This window comes from Clostridium algifaecis (assembly GCF_017874415.1).
In the GTDB taxonomy this organism is placed as follows: domain Bacteria; phylum Bacillota; class Clostridia; order Clostridiales; family Clostridiaceae; genus Clostridium_B; species Clostridium_B algifaecis.
Genome location: NZ_JAGGLM010000011.1, coordinates 38,860 through 55,544 on the forward strand (window position 1 = coordinate 38,860; position 16,685 = coordinate 55,544).

At 31.4% G+C, this 16,685-nt stretch carries 14 protein-coding genes, 1 pseudogene and 1 riboswitch; of the genes and pseudogenes, 12 read left to right on the plus strand and 3 right to left on the minus strand.

The window, feature by feature from the left end; translation table 11 throughout:
• The first annotated feature begins 18 nt into the window (after nucleotides 1-18).
• The 6 genes from groL (at nucleotide 19) to J2Z42_RS09140 (ending at nucleotide 7,896) form a co-directional block, all read left to right on the plus strand.
• Nucleotides 19-1,650, plus strand: coding sequence for a chaperonin GroEL (gene groL, locus J2Z42_RS09115; protein WP_209702338.1), 1,632 nt, complete (start codon nucleotides 19-21; stop codon nucleotides 1,648-1,650).
• A 153-nt stretch (nucleotides 1,651-1,803) separates the two neighbouring features.
• Nucleotides 1,804-1,901, plus strand: a riboswitch (purine riboswitch).
• 150 nt (nucleotides 1,902-2,051) lie between these two features.
• Nucleotides 2,052-3,506, plus strand: a complete 1,455-nt coding sequence (gene guaB, locus J2Z42_RS09120) for an IMP dehydrogenase (RefSeq protein WP_209702339.1) — start codon at nucleotides 2,052-2,054, stop codon at nucleotides 3,504-3,506.
• 70 nt (nucleotides 3,507-3,576) lie between these two features.
• Nucleotides 3,577-5,109 (plus strand): glutamine-hydrolyzing GMP synthase, encoded by a 1,533-nt coding sequence (gene guaA, locus J2Z42_RS09125; RefSeq protein ID WP_209702340.1) that lies wholly within the window; start codon nucleotides 3,577-3,579, stop codon nucleotides 5,107-5,109.
• Between the two features lie 275 nt (nucleotides 5,110-5,384).
• Nucleotides 5,385-6,272, plus strand: a complete 888-nt coding sequence (locus tag J2Z42_RS09130) for an ABC transporter ATP-binding protein (protein WP_209702341.1) — start codon at nucleotides 5,385-5,387, stop codon at nucleotides 6,270-6,272.
• Nucleotides 6,273-6,276: 4 nt separating this feature from the next.
• Entirely contained in the window at nucleotides 6,277-7,077 is an 801-nt protein-coding gene (locus J2Z42_RS09135) for an ABC transporter permease subunit (protein WP_209702342.1), read from the plus strand.
• Between the two features lie 18 nt (nucleotides 7,078-7,095).
• Complete coding sequence (locus J2Z42_RS09140) at nucleotides 7,096-7,896, plus strand: ABC transporter permease subunit (protein WP_209702343.1); 801 nt, start codon at nucleotides 7,096-7,098, stop codon at nucleotides 7,894-7,896.
• 106 nt (nucleotides 7,897-8,002) lie between these two features.
• On the opposite strand, the gene J2Z42_RS09145 is transcribed toward J2Z42_RS09140, so the two are convergent.
• From J2Z42_RS09145 to J2Z42_RS09155, 3 genes are read right to left on the minus strand one after another with little or no spacing between them, the layout of a single operon-like run.
• Nucleotides 8,003-9,004: an electron transfer flavoprotein subunit alpha/FixB family protein gene (locus J2Z42_RS09145; RefSeq protein WP_209702344.1), complete on the minus strand. Its 1,002-nt coding sequence runs from the start codon at nucleotides 9,002-9,004 to the stop codon at nucleotides 8,003-8,005.
• 21 nt (nucleotides 9,005-9,025) lie between these two features.
• Nucleotides 9,026-9,805 (minus strand): electron transfer flavoprotein subunit beta/FixA family protein, encoded by a 780-nt coding sequence (locus J2Z42_RS09150; RefSeq protein ID WP_209702345.1) that lies wholly within the window; start codon nucleotides 9,803-9,805, stop codon nucleotides 9,026-9,028.
• Between the two features lie 13 nt (nucleotides 9,806-9,818).
• Nucleotides 9,819-10,961 (minus strand): acyl-CoA dehydrogenase, encoded by a 1,143-nt coding sequence (locus tag J2Z42_RS09155; RefSeq protein WP_209702346.1) that lies wholly within the window; start codon nucleotides 10,959-10,961, stop codon nucleotides 9,819-9,821.
• Nucleotides 10,962-11,281: 320 nt separating this feature from the next.
• Here J2Z42_RS09155 and J2Z42_RS14495 point away from each other — a divergent pair.
• From J2Z42_RS14495 to J2Z42_RS09180, 6 genes and pseudogenes are all read left to right on the plus strand, one after another.
• Nucleotides 11,282-11,491 (plus strand): annotated as a pseudogene (locus J2Z42_RS14495) (hypothetical protein); the annotation flags it as partial.
• A 151-nt stretch (nucleotides 11,492-11,642) separates the two neighbouring features.
• Nucleotides 11,643-12,998 (plus strand): glucose-6-phosphate isomerase, encoded by a 1,356-nt coding sequence (locus J2Z42_RS09160; RefSeq protein WP_209702347.1) that lies wholly within the window; start codon nucleotides 11,643-11,645, stop codon nucleotides 12,996-12,998.
• Between the two features lie 125 nt (nucleotides 12,999-13,123).
• On the plus strand, nucleotides 13,124-13,354 hold the full coding sequence (locus J2Z42_RS09165; RefSeq protein ID WP_209702348.1) for a hypothetical protein: 231 nt from the start codon (nucleotides 13,124-13,126) through the stop codon (nucleotides 13,352-13,354).
• A 7-nt stretch (nucleotides 13,355-13,361) separates the two neighbouring features.
• Nucleotides 13,362-13,811 carry a YaiI/YqxD family protein gene (locus J2Z42_RS09170; protein ID WP_209702349.1) on the plus strand — a complete coding sequence of 150 codons (450 nt, stop codon included), beginning with the start codon at nucleotides 13,362-13,364 and terminating at the stop codon, nucleotides 13,809-13,811.
• Between the two features lie 82 nt (nucleotides 13,812-13,893).
• Nucleotides 13,894-15,894 carry a triple tyrosine motif-containing protein gene (locus tag J2Z42_RS09175; protein ID WP_209702350.1) on the plus strand — a complete coding sequence of 667 codons (2,001 nt, stop codon included), beginning with the start codon at nucleotides 13,894-13,896 and terminating at the stop codon, nucleotides 15,892-15,894.
• Nucleotides 15,895-15,981: 87 nt separating this feature from the next.
• Nucleotides 15,982-16,668 carry a lytic transglycosylase domain-containing protein gene (locus J2Z42_RS09180; RefSeq protein WP_209702351.1) on the plus strand — a complete coding sequence of 229 codons (687 nt, stop codon included), beginning with the start codon at nucleotides 15,982-15,984 and terminating at the stop codon, nucleotides 16,666-16,668.
• Nucleotides 16,669-16,685: the final 17 nt, after the last annotated feature.

The following is a 16,685-nucleotide window of genomic DNA, read 5'->3' on the forward strand; positions in this document are numbered from 1 at the left end:
TTGTTAGGAGGGTTTTTTATGGCAAAGAGCATTTTATTTGGTGAAGAAGCAAGAAGAGCAATGCAGGAAGGTGTAAATAAGTTAGCAAATACAGTTAAGGTTACACTTGGACCAAAGGGAAGAAATGTAGTACTTGATAAAAAATTTGGTTCACCACTTATAACTAATGATGGTGTTACAATAGCAAAGGAAATAGAATTAGAAGATCCTTATGAAAATATGGGAGCTCAACTTGTAAAGGAAGTTTCAACTAAGACAAATGATGTAGCAGGAGACGGTACAACTACAGCTACATTACTTGCACAGGCAATAATAAGAGAAGGATTAAAAAATGTTACTGCAGGAGCAAACCCAATGCTTTTAAGACAGGGGATTAAAAAAGCCGTAGATAAAGCAGTAGAAGAAATCAAAAAGATATCCAAAAAAGTAAATGGAAAAGAAGATATAGCAAGAATTGCAGCTATATCAGCTTCTGATGAAGAAATTGGTAAACTAATAGCTGATGCTATGGAGAAAGTAGGAAATGAAGGAGTTATAACTGTTGAAGAATCAAAATCAATGGGCACAGAACTTGATGTAGTTGAAGGTATGCAGTTTGATAGAGGATATTTAAGCCCATATATGGTAACAGATTCAGATAAAATGGAAGCAGTATTGGATGATGCATATATCCTATTAACTGATAAAAAGATATCAAATATACAGGATATACTTCCAATATTAGAGCAGATAGTAAAGCAAGGAAAGAAACTTCTTATAGTAGCTGAAGACATAGAGGGAGAAGCTCTTGCAACTTTAGTTGTTAATAAGTTAAGAGGAACATTTACTTGTGTAGCAGTAAAGGCTCCAGGATTTGGTGATAGAAGAAAAGAAATGCTGCAGGATATAGCAATACTTACAGGTGGTAAAGTAATATCAGAAGAATTAGGAAGAGACTTAAAAGAAGTTACTTTAGAAGATCTTGGAACAGCTGAAAGTGTTAAGATTTCTAAGGAAAATACTACAATTGTAAATGGAAAAGGCGACAAACAAGCTATCACTGATAGAGTAAACCAGATTAGAAAACAAGTTGATGAAACTACTTCAGATTTCGACAAAGAAAAATTACAGGAAAGACTTGCAAAACTTGCAGGTGGAGTAGCTGTAGTAAAAGTTGGAGCAGCAACTGAAACTGAATTAAAAGAGAGAAAGATGAGAATAGAGGATGCTTTGGCAGCTACAAAGGCAGCTGTTGAAGAAGGATTAGTTCCAGGTGGTGGAACAGCTTACTTAAATGTAATTTCAAAAATCAAAGATTTAACTTCTGACATACAAGATATAAAAGTTGGTATTGACATAATAAGAAAAGCACTAGAAGAACCAATAAGACAGATAGCAACTAATGCTGGACTTGAAGGCTCAGTTATAATAGAAAAGGTTAAGAAGAGTAAACCTGGCGTTGGATTTGATGCTTTAAATAATGAATATGTAGATATGATAGAACGCGGTATTGTAGACCCAACTAAGGTTACAAGATCAGCTCTTCAAAACGCAGCATCTGTAGCATCAACATTCTTAACTACAGAGGCAGCAGTTGCAGACATTCCAGAGAAAAATCCAGCTCCAGAAGCAGGCGCACCAGGAATGGGCGGTATGGGTGGAATGTACTAATATTCCACAATCATTAAAATTAACTTTGTGTCTTTTAAGAGACATGAAGTTAATTTTTTATTTATTTACATTGACAAAAACAGAAAAATTGAATAAAATAGTGTAAATAGTTAATAAAGCAGATAGAAATAAATCAAAATTTATAAAAAATAAACAAATATTATTTATTTAGCTCATATATCCCCTGAATGTGGCAGAGAGTATCTACCGGAAACCTTAAATTTCTGACTATGAGTGAAATTATTATGGTATAATTCTATTAATTTCACTTATAGTGATTTTTATAGGATTTTTGTTTTTATTTACATGATTTATTCATGCTAAACAAATAACTTTCATAAATACATTTTAATATGGCTAAAATAATTATAAAATAAATTATTATATAGGAGTGATTTTAATTGGCAAAGATTTTAAAACAAGCTTATACATTTGATGATGTTCTTCTAGTACCCAATAAATCAAATGTTTTACCAAGGGAAGTTTCACTAAAAACTAATTTAACTAAAAAAATAAAATTAAATATACCTATTATGAGTGCTGGCATGGATACTGTTACTGATTCAAAAATGGCTATAGCTGTAGCAAGAGAAGGCGGAATTGGAATAATACATAAAAATATGACTATAGAGGAGCAGGCTGCAGAAGTTGATAGAGTAAAAAGACAGGAAAATGGAGTAATAACAAATCCATTTTATCTTTCACCAGAAAATACTATAAATGATGCACTTAATCTTATGAGCAAGTATAGAATATCAGGTGTTCCTATAACTGTAGATGAAAAACTTGTTGGAATAATAACAAATAGAGATATAGTATTTGAAAGCAATTATGACAAGAAAATTTCTGAAGTTATGACTAGAGAAAAATTAATAACAGCCCCTGAAGATACAACTATCGAACAGGCAAAAGAAATGCTGAAAAATAACAAAATAGAAAAATTACCATTAGTTGATGAACATAATAATTTAAGAGGACTTATAACAATAAAAGACATAGAAAAAATAAAAAAATTTCCAAACAGTGCGAAAGATGATAGAGGAAGACTTTTATGCGGTGCATCTGTTGGAGTTACTAAAGATATGATGGAAAGAGTAACTGCACTTATTGAGGCAGGAGTAGATGTTTTAAATGTTGATACAGCTCACGGACATTCCCAGGGAGTATTGGATGCAGTAAAAGCAATAAAAGAAAAATTTCCTGATTCACAAGTTATTGCAGGAAATATTGCAACAGCTGCAGCCGCTAGAGATTTAATTTTAGCTGGTGCTGATGCCGTAAAAGTTGGTATAGGACCAGGATCAATATGTACAACTAGAGTTGTAGCTGGAATAGGTGTGCCACAACTTACAGCTGTTATGGATTGTGTGGAAGAAGCTAATAAATATGGTATTCCAGTTATTGCAGATGGTGGAATAAAATATTCAGGTGATATAGTAAAAGCATTAGCTGCTGGGGCAAAAGTTACTATGATGGGATCTATGTTTGCAGGATGCGAAGAAGCACCTGGTGAAACTGAGATATATAAAGGAAGAAGTTATAAAGTCTACAGAGGAATGGGATCACTTTCAGCTATGGCATGTGGAAGTAAGGACAGATATTTCCAGGAAGGAAATAAAAAATTAGTTCCAGAAGGCGTTGAAGGAAGAGTACCTTTTAAAGGATCCGTTACAGATACAATATTCCAGTTAATTGGAGGAATACGTTCCGGTATGGGATATCTTGGAGCACCTACTTTAAATGATCTTTATGAAAAAGCAACTTTTGTAGTTCAATCTTCAGCAGGCTTAAGAGAGAGCCATCCTCATGATATATCAATGACAAAAGAAGCTCCAAATTATAGTATTAGACAGTAAAAGTTATTTATAATTTATTTAAAATGAACTAAGGTATATTGATTTTCTATAATTGGTCAGGAGGAAATTTATGAGCAGACAATTAGTTATTATAGTCGATTTTGGTGGACAGTATAATCAGCTAATAGCAAGAAGAGTTAGAGAGAATAATGTATATTGTGAAATAGTCCCATATACATATTCTTTAGATAAGATAAAAGAAAAAAATCCAAGTTGTATAATATTTACTGGAGGCCCTAAGAGTGTGTATGGAGAAAATTCTCCTAAAATAGATCATGATATATTTAAACTTGGAGTTCCAATACTCGGAATATGTTATGGACATCAATTAGTATGCAGTGCTTTAGGTGGGAAAGTCGTAAGTGCTGAGGTAAGAGAATATGGAAAAACAAAGGTAAAGTTGAATTCTAAAAATATTTTATTTTATGGAATAGATGAAAATCAAAGTTGTTGGATGAGCCATACAGATGTAGTATCAGAAGCTCCAGCAGGTTTTGAAGTTATAGCAACAACAGAAGAATGTCCAGTAGCAGCAGTAGCAAATGATGAAAAAAAAATTTATGGAGTTCAATTCCATCCTGAAGTTGAGCATACTCCTTTTGGAAAAAAGATGCTTTCAAATTTTTTATTTAATGTTTGCAAATTAAAGGGAGACTGGTCTATGTCCTCTTTTGCAGAAGAAAAAATTAAAGCTATAAAAGAAAAAGTTGGGGACAAGAAAGTAATATGTGCCATGTCGGGTGGAGTTGATTCATCAGTAGCAGCTGTACTTGTACATAAAGCTGTAGGAAAGCAGCTTACATGTATATTTGTAGATCATGGTCTTCTTAGAAAAGATGAAGGAGATCAAGTTGAAAATGTATTTAAAAAACAATTTGATATGAACTTCATAAGAGTAAATGCTAAAGATAGATTTTTGGGAAAACTGGCTGATGTAGATGATCCAGAAAAAAAGAGAAAAATTATAGGAGAAGAATTCATAAGAGTGTTTGAAGAAGAAGCCAAAAAATTGGGAGATATAGGTTTCTTAGTTCAAGGAACTATATATCCTGATGTAGTTGAGAGCGGACTTGGAACTTCTGCAACTATAAAGAGCCATCATAATGTTGGTGGACTTCCAGAGGATATGGATTTTAAACTTATAGAGCCACTTAGAGAACTTTTTAAGGATGAAGTCAGAGCTGTAGGCGAGGAACTTGGAATACCTCATAAATTAGTCTGGAGACAGCCTTTTCCTGGGCCAGGACTTGCAATAAGAGTTTTGGGAGCAGTTACAGAGGAAAAACTTAAGATAACAAGAGAGGCAGATGCTATATTTAGAGAAGAAATAGCAAATGCGGGATTAGATGAGACTATATGGCAGTATTTTGCATGCCTTCCTAACATAAGATCAGTAGGAGTAATGGGGGATCACAGAACTTATTGCTATACTGTAGCCCTTAGAGCGGTTATATCCTCGGATGCTATGACATCTGACTGGGCAAGAATACCATATGATGTTTTAGACAAAGTAAGTAGGAGGATAGTAAATGAAGTGGATGGAGTAAACAGAATTGTTTATGATATAACAAGTAAGCCACCTTCTACTATTGAATGGGAATAAAAGTAAATTACTGTTAAATTAGTGTTTTCAAGGTATTGAAATAGATTTATAACAGAATAACTCAGTTAGCTAAAAGTAATTAGGATAGAAATATCTTAGTTACTTTCTGTTTAAATTAATATATTATCTTGGCATTTAAAATAAATAGCAATATATTATGACTGAATAGTCATAATATTTAAAAATGCGATAAAACGCCGAAAGATACATTATTAAATTTAAAAGAAAAAAAGAAATGAAATAATAAGTGCTGCAATAAATGAGGAGGGGCAATCATGAAAAATGTTGTTGAGTTTAAAAATCTTACTAAAACTTATGGAAAAGCTAGAGGTATTGAAAATATTAGCTTCAATGTAGAAGAGGGAGAAATTTTTGGATTTATTGGACCAAATGGAGCAGGAAAGTCCACAGCAATAAGGACAATGTTATCTATAATATATCCAACCAGCGGCAGCGTTAGTATCTTCGGAAAGGACAGTGTTAAAGATGCAAAGGAAATAAAAAAGAACATAGGTTATTTGCCCTCAGAGGTTTTTTACTACGACAACATGAAGGTAATTGACCTTTTAAAATATTCAGCTAGCTTTTATAAAAAGGACTGCAGCAAAAAGATACATGATTTAGCAGAGGATATGAATCTTGATTTAAATAAAAAAATAGATGATTTATCATTTGGAAATAGAAAAAAGGTTGGAATTGTTCAGGCACTGCTTCATGAACCTAAACTTATAATTCTTGATGAACCTACAGGGGGACTTGACCCATTAATGCAGCAAAAGTTCTTTGAAATATTAATAGAAGAAAATAAAAAGGGAGTTACAATTTTGTTTTCTTCACATATTTTAAGTGAAGTTCAGAAAATGTGCAGCAGGGTTGCAATAATAAAAGAAGGAAAACTTGTTAAGCTTGAAAAGATAAGCACATTAAAAGAGACAAATCATAAAAAATTTCAAATAGAAGTTAAAGATAAAATTGATGAGGATTATTTTAAAATCAATGGAGTTAGTAGTTTAAATGTTAATGAAAATAATGTTAGTTTCTTGTTTAGAGGGGATATTAATGAGATGGTAAAAAAACTCTCTAAAATAAACATATCAAATATATTAATAGAAGAACCTGATCTTGAAGAGATATTTATGCATTACTACAAAAAGGAGGAATAGGACTATGAGTATGTTTTTACATGAATTAAAAGCCTATAGAAAATCAACTATTATATGGTCTGCTTCCTTAGTTTTATTAGCACTTTTTATGTTTTCAATGTTTCCAAGTATATCTAAAGATGCTGAAAGTTTTAAAAAGCTTCTTGATGTCTATCCTCCTGCTTTTAGAAAAGCACTTGGACTTTCGGTAGATAGCGTAACATCACTTCTAGGTTTTTATTCTTCTTTTGTGCTTTTGTATGAAGTACTATGCGGCAGTATTCAAGCTATGAATTTAGGAACAGCAATTATATCAAAGGAAGTAAGGGAAAAGACAGCTGACTTTTTATTAACCAAGCCAATTAAAAGACATGAAATAGTGACTTCAAAGCTTTTGGCTGCCATTTCTTCACTTGTAATTACAAACATAATATATATAGCAGGGGCAAGTATTATTGCAGAAATTGTGAAAAATAAAAGTTTTGACTATAAGATATTTTTATTGCTCTCTATAACACTATTCCTTGTTCAGATTATGTTTATGAGCTTAGGAATTGTTATTTCTATGATTTTGCCAAGGATTAGATCTGTGCTACCTATTTCTATAGGCACTGTTTTAGGATTCTTTTTTATTGAAATGTTTAGTTCTATTATAGGAGATAAGGCTGTTAGATATATTACTCCTTTTAAATATTATGATTATTCATATATAATTAAACATTCTGCCTATGAGTACAAGTACATTTTAATAGAATTAGTTTTTATTATAGTATTCATTTTAATGAGCTATGTTATTTATTCTAAAAAAGATATTCATGCAGTATAGAGGAAAGGGGAGAGTGTAATGAATCTGTTTATTAGAGAAATGAAAGCAAATATGAAATCACTTATATTGTGGTGTATTTTTATAGTATTACTCATTATTAGCAGCATGGCTAAATATGGCTCATTTACAGCCTCAGGACAATCAATGAATGCACTTATATCAAAAATGCCTGAATCCCTTAAAGCATTACTTGGAGTTAGTTCTTTTGATCTCTCAAAATTAAGTGGATATTATGGTATGATGCTTGTATATATACTTCTAATGGCTGGAATACATGCAGCAACAATAGGTGCTAATATTATTTCGAAGGAAGAGAGAGACAAAACTACAGAATTCTTACTTGCAAAACCAATTTCAAGAAATAAAATTATTACAATGAAGCTATTAGCAGCATTTGTAAATGTAATAATCTTCAATTTAGTCACTCTTATAATCTCTATAGTTTCTGTAAGTAGATTCAATAGCAAGGGAGAACCTATAGACCATTACATTGCATTGATTATGATTGGTATGTTTATTTTTCAATTATTATTTTTAACATTAGGATCAGTAATATCATCTGTTAGCAAAAGCAATAAGCGTGGAGCTTCACTTTCAACGCTCATTATTATAACTGCCTATTTGATTTCTGTATTTATTGACATGAATAGTAAGCTTAAAGTACTAAAATTTTTAACACCATTTAAATATTTTGATACAGGTGAGATAATGTATGAAAGTGGATTTAAGACTGGATATTTAATATTATCTTCGGTAATTATTATCGGATTTTTAGTGATAACATACTTGTTTTATAATAAAAGAGATTTAAATGTTTAACAGAAATTTAGTAAAAAATATAACTGAAAATCAAAATTTTCAGTTATATTTTTAATATATTTAAAATTTTCATATTTACACATTTTTTATACATTGATAAAGTAAATTAATTCATAGCTTTTATTTGAGCTATCATTTCAGGTATTACCTTAGTGTAGTCTCCAACTATAGCAAGATCTGCTACCTTCATTATTGCAGCTGAATCATCTTTATTTATAGCAATTATAAAATCACTATCCTGCATTCCTGCTAAATGTTGTATTGCACCTGATATTCCACAAGCTATATATAAATTAGGTCTTACAGTCTTACCTGTTTGTCCTACCTGATATGCTTTATCTATCCAGCCGTTATCTACAGCTGCACGTGAAGCAGATATTGTTCCACCAAGTAAATCTGCAAGCTCTTTTAACATATTGAATCCTTCTGGGCTGCCAAGTCCTCTTCCTCCTGATACAAGAACTTTAGCTTCTCCTATATCAGCTATATTTTTAGCTGATTTTACTACGTCCTGTATTTTTGTTCTTATGTCATCTTCTTTTACTTCAATATTTACTTTTTCTATCTTTCCTGTTCTGCTTTCATCCTTTTGTAATTTTTCAAATACTCCAGGCCTTACTGTTGACATCTGTGGTCTGTGATCGGTACATGCTATTGTAGCCATCAAGTTTCCACCGAATGCTGGTCTTGTCATAAGTAAGTTCTTGCCTTCTTCATCTATATCAAGACCTGTACAATCAGCGGTGAGTCCTGTTGCAAGTCTTGCAGATACTCTAGGTCCGAGATCTCTTCCTATAAATGTTGCACCGACCAAAAGTATTTCTGGCTTTTTGCTTGCAACAAGTTCATTTATTACATTTGCATATGCATCAGTTGTATAATGCTTTAAGTTTGGATTATCTACATATATAACTTTATCTGCTCCGTAAGTTACCAATTCTTTTGCAATATCTTCTACGCCGCTTCCAAGAAGTACAGCTGTTACTTCTTCGCCTAATTTATTTGCTAATTCTTTTCCTTTTCCTACCAACTCTAGGGCTACTTTCTGAAGTTCCCCATTTCTTTGTTCAGCAAATACCCATACACCTTTATAATCTGCTATACTCATGTTTAAATCCCTCCTATAAATTTAGATGAAGTGTTTTTCTTTTAGTTTTGTAACTGTATATGCTGCTGCTTCTTTAAATGGCTTATCAACAATTTCGCCCTTGCCCTTTGCTGCTTTTGGCCATGATTTTTTAACTTTTGTTGGTGAACCTTTAAGTCCAAGAAGGGATTTATCTACATCTATGTCATTTGCTGTCCATAACTTTACTTCCTTCTTGTATGCTTCAAATATCTTTGACATGCACATATATCTTGGCTCATTTAATTCTTTTATTGCAGTTAAAAGAACTGGAGTTTTTACATTTATTATTTCATATCCATCTTCAAGTGATTTCTTTACAGTAAGTTCATTTCCGCTGACTTTTACATCTTCTACATATGTTACCTGTGGTATTCCAAGGTGTTCTGCTATTTCTGGACCTACTTGTGCAGTATCTCCATCTATAGCTTGTCTTCCTGCAAATACTATATCATAGTCTAATTTTCTAAGTGCTCCTGCAAGTGCATTTGATGTTGCAAGTGTATCTGCTCCTGCAAATGCTCTATCGGAAATTAATATTGCTTCATCTGCGCCCATTGCTAGAGCTTCTCTTAAAGCCTTGTCGGCCTGTGGAGGTCCCATGCTGATTACTGTAACTTTTGCTCCTTCACTTTCTTTTAATTGAAGTGCTCCTTCAAGTGCATTTTTGTCATCTGGATTTATTATTGATGGAACTCCTTCTCTTATAAGTGTTCCAGTCTTTGGATCTATCTTAACTTCGTTAGTATCAGGTACTTGTTTTAAGCAAACTACTATATTCATATGTTTAACCTCCCTATTTTTTTAACAAACTGCCTGCAATAACCATCTTTTGAACTTCTGATGTTCCTTCATATATTTCAGTTATCTTTGCATCTCTCATCATTCTCTCAAGTGGGTAATCCTTGGTGAATCCATATCCTCCTAGGATCTGTAATGATTTAGTTGTTACAGCCATTGCGGTTTCCGCTGCAATCAATTTTGCTTCTGCTGCATCTACTGAATATGGAAGTCCCTCTTGTTTCTTCCAAGCTGCTTTATATACAATATATTTAGCTGCGTCTACTTGAACTTTCATTTCAGCTATATACCATTGTAATCCCTGAAATGCTGCAAGTGGTTTTCCAAATTGTTTTCTTTCTTTCATGTAGTCTATAGCGTATTCAAGTGCACCTTCTGCTAGTCCTAGAGCTTGAGCTGCTATTCCTATTCTACCACCATCAAGTGTCATCATTGCTACTTTAAAGCCTTTACCTTCTTTTCCAAGCAAATTTTCTACAGGTACTTTTACATCTTCAAATATAAGTTCCGTTGTTGAAGATCCTCTTATACCCATCTTGTCTTCTACTTTTCCTATTTTAAATCCAGGCATTCCCTTTTCAATTATGAATGCTGAAATACCTTTCGTTCCCTTGCTTCTATCTGTCATTGCAAATATTACAAAAGTATCTGCAACTCCTCCATTTGTGATGAAGATCTTGGAACCGTTTAATACGTAGTGATCTCCTTCTTTTATAGCTATACTTTGTTGCCCTGCGGCATCTGTTCCTGCATTTGGTTCTGTCAATCCAAATGCTCCTATTTTCTTTCCACTTAATAAATCTGGAAGATATTTTTTCTTTTGATCTTCTGTACCAAAATTAAATATTGGCCATGAACATAGTGATGTATGAGCTGATAAAATAACAGATGATGTACCACAAGCTTTAGCAAGTTCTTCTACAACAATTATGTAGCTTAAATAATCAGTACCTGCTCCACCGTATTCTTTAGGATATGGCATACCCATCATGTTATATTTAGCCATTTTTTCTACTGTTTCCATTGGAAATCTTTCTGTCGCATCAACTTCTGCTGCTAGTGGCTCTACTTCATTTTTTACAAATTCAGATGCCATTTGCTTTACTAATTCCTGTTCTCTTGTTAAACCAAAATTCATTACATTGACCTCCTCGTATTAAGTTTTAGAAATGATATTTGACAACGTTTAATATTATTCTAATTGCATACAAATTATTTGTCAACAAGTAGCTATAAAAATATTAAAATTTATGCATATAATTTAATGATATTTTTGTTCCATATAAGTAATTAACTAAAAAGTATTGAAATTTATGGTATATAATTTAGTATATCATTTTAAGAGAAAAATTTTTACTTTTTTTTAATATAAACATAATAATTATATATTAATATAATATTGAAGGAACAATCACGGATCCGTATTTCTAGGTAAGTAGTGCTAATAAATATTTCAAAAAAGTTGACATGGCTAAAAAACTTGAATCGGATATATTTATAGATGACTGATATGAAAATGCTGTGCAGTTATCAAAAAATGGTTTTAAGGTGCTGCTTATAGATACTAATTATAATAGAATGCCTTTAAATGAGAATATAATTAGAGTATTTAATTGGAATGAAATATATGAGATAGTAAAGGGACTACTATTACAGAGAATTGTATAAATAGTAGTCATTTCATAATTGAACAAAAATTATTATTAATAAAATAATTTTATGATATAAGTATGAGTTTTATATTATAATTGATTTATATAAATTAATAGTCTAAAATTGATTTATATATAATAATTATACAGATATGGAGGTATGTAGCATGTCAAAAAAAAGTTTAATATTGGATTTAAGCAAAACACAACCTTATTTGGAGGAAAGCGAAATCAAAAATCTTCAACCATTTGTAACTACAGCTAATAAGATGCTTGTAGAAAAAACAGGAGAGGGAAATGACTATCTTGGATGGGTAGACTTGCCAGTTGATTATGATAAGGAAGAATTTAGAAGAATAAAAAAAGCTGCAGAAAAAATAAGAGCTAATTCCGATGCACTTATAGTTATAGGAATAGGCGGATCTTATTTAGGTGCAAGAGCAGCTGTTGAAATGCTTAGTCATACATTCTATACGAGTATTTCAAAAGATAAAAGAAATGCACCTGCTTTATATTTCGTGGGAAATAATATAAGTTCTACATATATGGCAGATTTGCTTGAAGTAGTAGAAGGAAAAGATATATCAGTCAATGTAATATCAAAATCGGGAACTACTACAGAACCGGCTATTGCATTTAGAATATTTAAGGATTTGCTTGAAAAGAAATATGGTAAAGATGGAGCCAAAGATAGAATATATGCTACTACTGACAGAAAAAAAGGAGCTTTAAAATCTTTAGCTGATGCGGAAGGCTATGAAACTTTTGTAATTCCAGATGATGTAGGGGGAAGATATTCAGTTTTAACTGCGGTAGGACTTTTACCTATAGCAGCAGCAGGAGTTGACATAGATGAAATGATGCAGGGTGCAGCAGGTGCAAGGGAAGCATACAGCAGTGATGATATAGAAAAAAATGATGCTTATAAATATGCAGCAGCTAGAAATGCACTTTATAGAAAAGGTAAAACTATTGAAATGATAACAAATTTTGAACCATGCTTGCATTATTTCGGCGAGTGGTGGAAACAGTTATATGGTGAAAGTGAAGGAAAGGAAAATAAAGGATTATTCCCGGCAGCAGGAGATTTTTCAACAGATCTACATTCAATGGGACAATATATACAACAGGGGCTTAGGACTTTATTTGAAACATTTATAAGAGTAGAGAAACCAAGAAAAGAAGTATTTATAGAAGCAAATAAGGAAAATCTTGATGGCCTTAACTTCTTAGCTGGAAAGTCCATGGATTTTGTAAATCAGCAGGCTCTTAGAGGGACAGTACTAGCCCACAGCGATGGAAATGTTCCAGCTATAGTTTTAGATATACCTGAATTGACACCTTACTATTTTGGATACACAGTTTATTTCTTTGAAAGAGCTTGTGCCATTAGTGGATATTTACTTGGAATAAATCCGTTTAATCAACCTGGAGTTGAAGCTTATAAAAAGAATATGTTTGCACTTCTTGGAAAACCAGGATATGAGGATAAAAAGGCTGAGTTAGAAGAAAGACTTAAGTAGCAAATAAATAATCCCATTTCGTCATTAATGATGGAGTGAGATTATTTTTTTATTATATCGATTAATTAACTGAAAAAATGTAATATAATAATATTAAAGGTTTTAGTTTATGGGGGGGTAAGTTTATGAAAAAAACTTTTATTAAATCATTGATAATATATTCAATATTATTTTTTATAATAAATTATTTTAATTCTTCAAGTATGAGTTTTTTAGTAATACTTAAAATAATTTGCATTTCTATTCTATGCGGTGGAGTACTTTCAGGTATTACAGTTTTATTAAAAATAAATTTTTTAAAGAAGAACAAAGAAAAATTAGAACTTATCGAGAAATCAAAGCAAAGGAGAAAGTAATAAGTAAATGAGAATATTGGTTGATGCAGATGCATGCCCTGGTAAAGATATAATAGAAAATGTAGCAAGTAACAATAATATTGAAGTTATAATGTACTGTGATATTAATCACATATTAAATAGCAATTACAGTACTGTAAAATATGTGGATAGTGGTTTCCAAAGTGTAGATATAATCCTTATAAATGAAGTGAAAAATAATGACATAGTGGTAACTCAGGATTATGGGGTAGCTGCGATGGCACTCGGGAAGAAAGCGTATGCTGTAAATCCAAAGGGATATATATATGATAACGGAAATATAGATAGACTTCTTTTTGAAAGGCATATGTCTCAGAAAATAAGGCGCAGCGGTGGAAAAACTTTTAATCCTAAAAAAAGATCTCAAAAAGATGACGACAGGTTGAAAAATAGTTTAATTAAATTAGTAAATAATTATAAAAATACTATTACATAATATGGAATTATAGTATAATTTAAAGTAACATTATTTAACAGTCAGTTGTCCACTGTGAATTGAATATGGGGGGATAATATTTATGAATGAATTGGCTATAAATTGCAATTTGGATAGCCCACAAAAAAGGGATTCCAAAATTGTTATAAATATAGAAAATGAATGCGATCAGGAATTGTTATATAAATATATGGTGGGTTGTAATGGAAAATGGAGTGTGCTAAAAGATTTTACATGTGACAAAAATATGGAATGGGTTCCTAAAAAAGATGGAAAATATATAGTTATGGTTCAGGCTAAAAAAAGGAATGGAAACAAAAGTTTTGATTATGTGTCCAGGACGAATTATATAATAGGTGATGCAGAGGAAAAACTAATAAACGATATTGTTTTAAATAAAAACAAATTTGTTCTTGGAGACAAAATAAAAATTTATGTAGATACTAATAAAGTTCCGGTTATGTTTAGATACTGGATAAAGATTGATAATAGATGGCAGCTCGCAAAAGATTATTCTACAGATAATACGCTTATATATACAGTAAAGACAGAAAACAATGGTGAAATACTTGTAGAGTGCAAAAACACGGATTCTAAAAGTGATTTTGATGATTTTAAAAAAGTAAACTTCTTTATAGAACCTCTAAAAAAAGTTCAAATAATAGATTTTAAATGTTTGAATAGCAGTCTTATTTGTAATTCTGAAATTATGTTCCAGATATTATCAGAACATGAAGAAAACAGGACAATACTCTATAAATTTTTTAAGATAAATTCAAGCGGAGAAGTAAATTTAATACAAAATTATTCTACTAAAAGAATTGTAAGTTATATAGAAAAAAAAGAAGGAAATTATAGGCTTTTGTGTCTTGCAAAGGATATGTACTCTAACAACAAATTTGATGATAGGGCAATTCTAAACTTTAATGTAGAAAAGTATAAAAAAATATTTATAGAAAACTTCACTACAAATGTAAATTCACCTCAGCTTTCAGATACTGAAATTGTCATAAAAGTTCAAGCTATAGGAGGCAATGAACTTTTATACAGGTACATAATTGAAGGTGAATACAGTGAGGATTCTGGATACATAAGATTTTCAAGCTATGTATGGAAAAGTAAATGTCAGGGAGAATATAAGATAAGTGTATTTGTAAAGGATAAATCTTATGATGGAGAATATGAAGCTTATGATTCCATGAAATTTGTTATAGATGACAAAAGTAGTGATCCTGTTAATATAGATGATTTTACACTAAATAAACATAGAAATGTATTAAAAGGCGAAAATATAAGAGCAGTTGTTTCAGCGTCAGGTGGAGTGAATTTAAAATACAGTTTTGTGATAAAAAGAGATGGACAAACTGTTGAAAAGAGAGAATACAGTAAAAGTAACTGGATAGAATTTAAACCACTAAAAAGAGGAGATTATGAAATAGAAGCGAGGGTGAGGGACTATTATTCCAGCAGGGAATATGATTGTCATGCAATAAAGAATATAGACGTTTTTGATTACATACCTGCAAATATTGATTATATACTGTATCCTATTAGGGAATACTATATGGTAGGAGACAAGGTATCCATATCTATAATAACTCAGGATACTAAAAATATTGTAGTAAAATATATTATGAGTATAAATGAACATAAAATAGAAGAAACAGGTTTTGTAAGTGAAAAGAATTATTCTTTTGTACCGAAGTGCAGGGGAAAGTACAGTATAGATATTTTTGCAAAAAATGTGAAAAGTACATTTGAATTTGATTCTAAAAAACATATGAGTATAGAAATAAGGGATGCAATTCCTGTTACTAATACAAAAATATTTTGTGAAAAAAATAAATTTATAATTAATGAGCCAGTTACATTTTATGTACGCAGCGAAGGCGGCAAAGATGTATTATATGAATTTTATATTATGGAAAAAGGTGACTGGATATTAACGCAAAGCTATAGCAAAAAGAACAATTATACTTTTGTACCATTCGATAATGATGAGTATAAAGTAATGGTACTTAGCAAGAGCCAGTATAGTAAAGATGCATATGAAGACTATGATATATTTACAATCAATGTTTAGTTTTGTTGTCAGAGTATTGATTTTAAGTCAAATTAAATTTATAATTTAATTATTGTAGATGTATATAATTTATAAGCGGGTGAAAAAATGAGTATAAACAGTGTATCTGGAACGGATGCAAATAAAAATGCTGAAAAATTGATGGAAATGCAGATGATGACACAGATTTTTAAAACAGCACTTGGAGATTCTGATTCATTTAGCCTTGTTATGGAAAGCTTGACTAAAGCTATGACAGATGAAGATGGAAATATAGATTTATCAAATTTAGGACTTGGCGAAGATGATCTGAGCAAGCTTGGATATGGAGCAGGTGAGAGACTTAATAAAGTCTATAATGGAGTCAAAAATGATATAAAAAGTGGAAACATGACCATAGATCAGGCTGTAGATACAGCGTCCAGGAAATATGGAGTAGATAAAAATCTTATAATGGCAGTTATCAAGCAGGAATCAGATTTTAATCCGAATTCCACATCTGAAGCAGGTGCAGAAGGACTGATGCAGCTTATGCCGGGAACAGCATCAGAATTAGGAGTAAGTGATCCATATAATGTAGAGCAGAATGTAGATGGCGGTACAGAATATTTGAGAAGTTTATTGAATATGTATGGAAATTCAAAAGAATTGGCTTTAGCTGCATACAATGCTGGATATGGAACTTTAAAATCTAGAGGCGTAAATGATGCATCTGAAATTTCAAGACTTCCTTATGAAACAAGGGATTATGTTCAAAAAGTTATGGGTTATTATAATAATAGTAAAACAGTCTGATACGGCTGTTTTATTTT

Coding starts and splice junctions, on each gene's coding strand:
- guaA (WP_209702340.1), top strand. CDS start 3,577: ATGAGCAGACAATTAGTTATTATAGTCGATTTTGGTGGACAGTATAAT.
- J2Z42_RS09175 (WP_209702350.1), top strand. CDS start 13,894: ATGAATGAATTGGCTATAAATTGCAATTTGGATAGCCCACAAAAAAGG.
- J2Z42_RS09170 (WP_209702349.1), top strand. CDS start 13,362: ATGAGAATATTGGTTGATGCAGATGCATGCCCTGGTAAAGATATAATA.
- J2Z42_RS09155 (WP_209702346.1), bottom strand. CDS start 10,961: ATGAATTTTGGTTTAACAAGAGAACAGGAATTAGTAAAGCAAATGGCA.
- J2Z42_RS09150 (WP_209702345.1), bottom strand. CDS start 9,805: ATGAATATAGTAGTTTGCTTAAAACAAGTACCTGATACTAACGAAGTT.
- groL (WP_209702338.1), top strand. CDS start 19: ATGGCAAAGAGCATTTTATTTGGTGAAGAAGCAAGAAGAGCAATGCAG.
- J2Z42_RS09130 (WP_209702341.1), top strand. CDS start 5,385: ATGAAAAATGTTGTTGAGTTTAAAAATCTTACTAAAACTTATGGAAAA.
- J2Z42_RS09165 (WP_209702348.1), top strand. CDS start 13,124: ATGAAAAAAACTTTTATTAAATCATTGATAATATATTCAATATTATTT.
- J2Z42_RS09180 (WP_209702351.1), top strand. CDS start 15,982: ATGAGTATAAACAGTGTATCTGGAACGGATGCAAATAAAAATGCTGAA.
- J2Z42_RS09135 (WP_209702342.1), top strand. CDS start 6,277: ATGAGTATGTTTTTACATGAATTAAAAGCCTATAGAAAATCAACTATT.
- J2Z42_RS09160 (WP_209702347.1), top strand. CDS start 11,643: ATGTCAAAAAAAAGTTTAATATTGGATTTAAGCAAAACACAACCTTAT.
- J2Z42_RS09145 (WP_209702344.1), bottom strand. CDS start 9,004: ATGAGTATAGCAGATTATAAAGGTGTATGGGTATTTGCTGAACAAAGA.
- J2Z42_RS09140 (WP_209702343.1), top strand. CDS start 7,096: ATGAATCTGTTTATTAGAGAAATGAAAGCAAATATGAAATCACTTATA.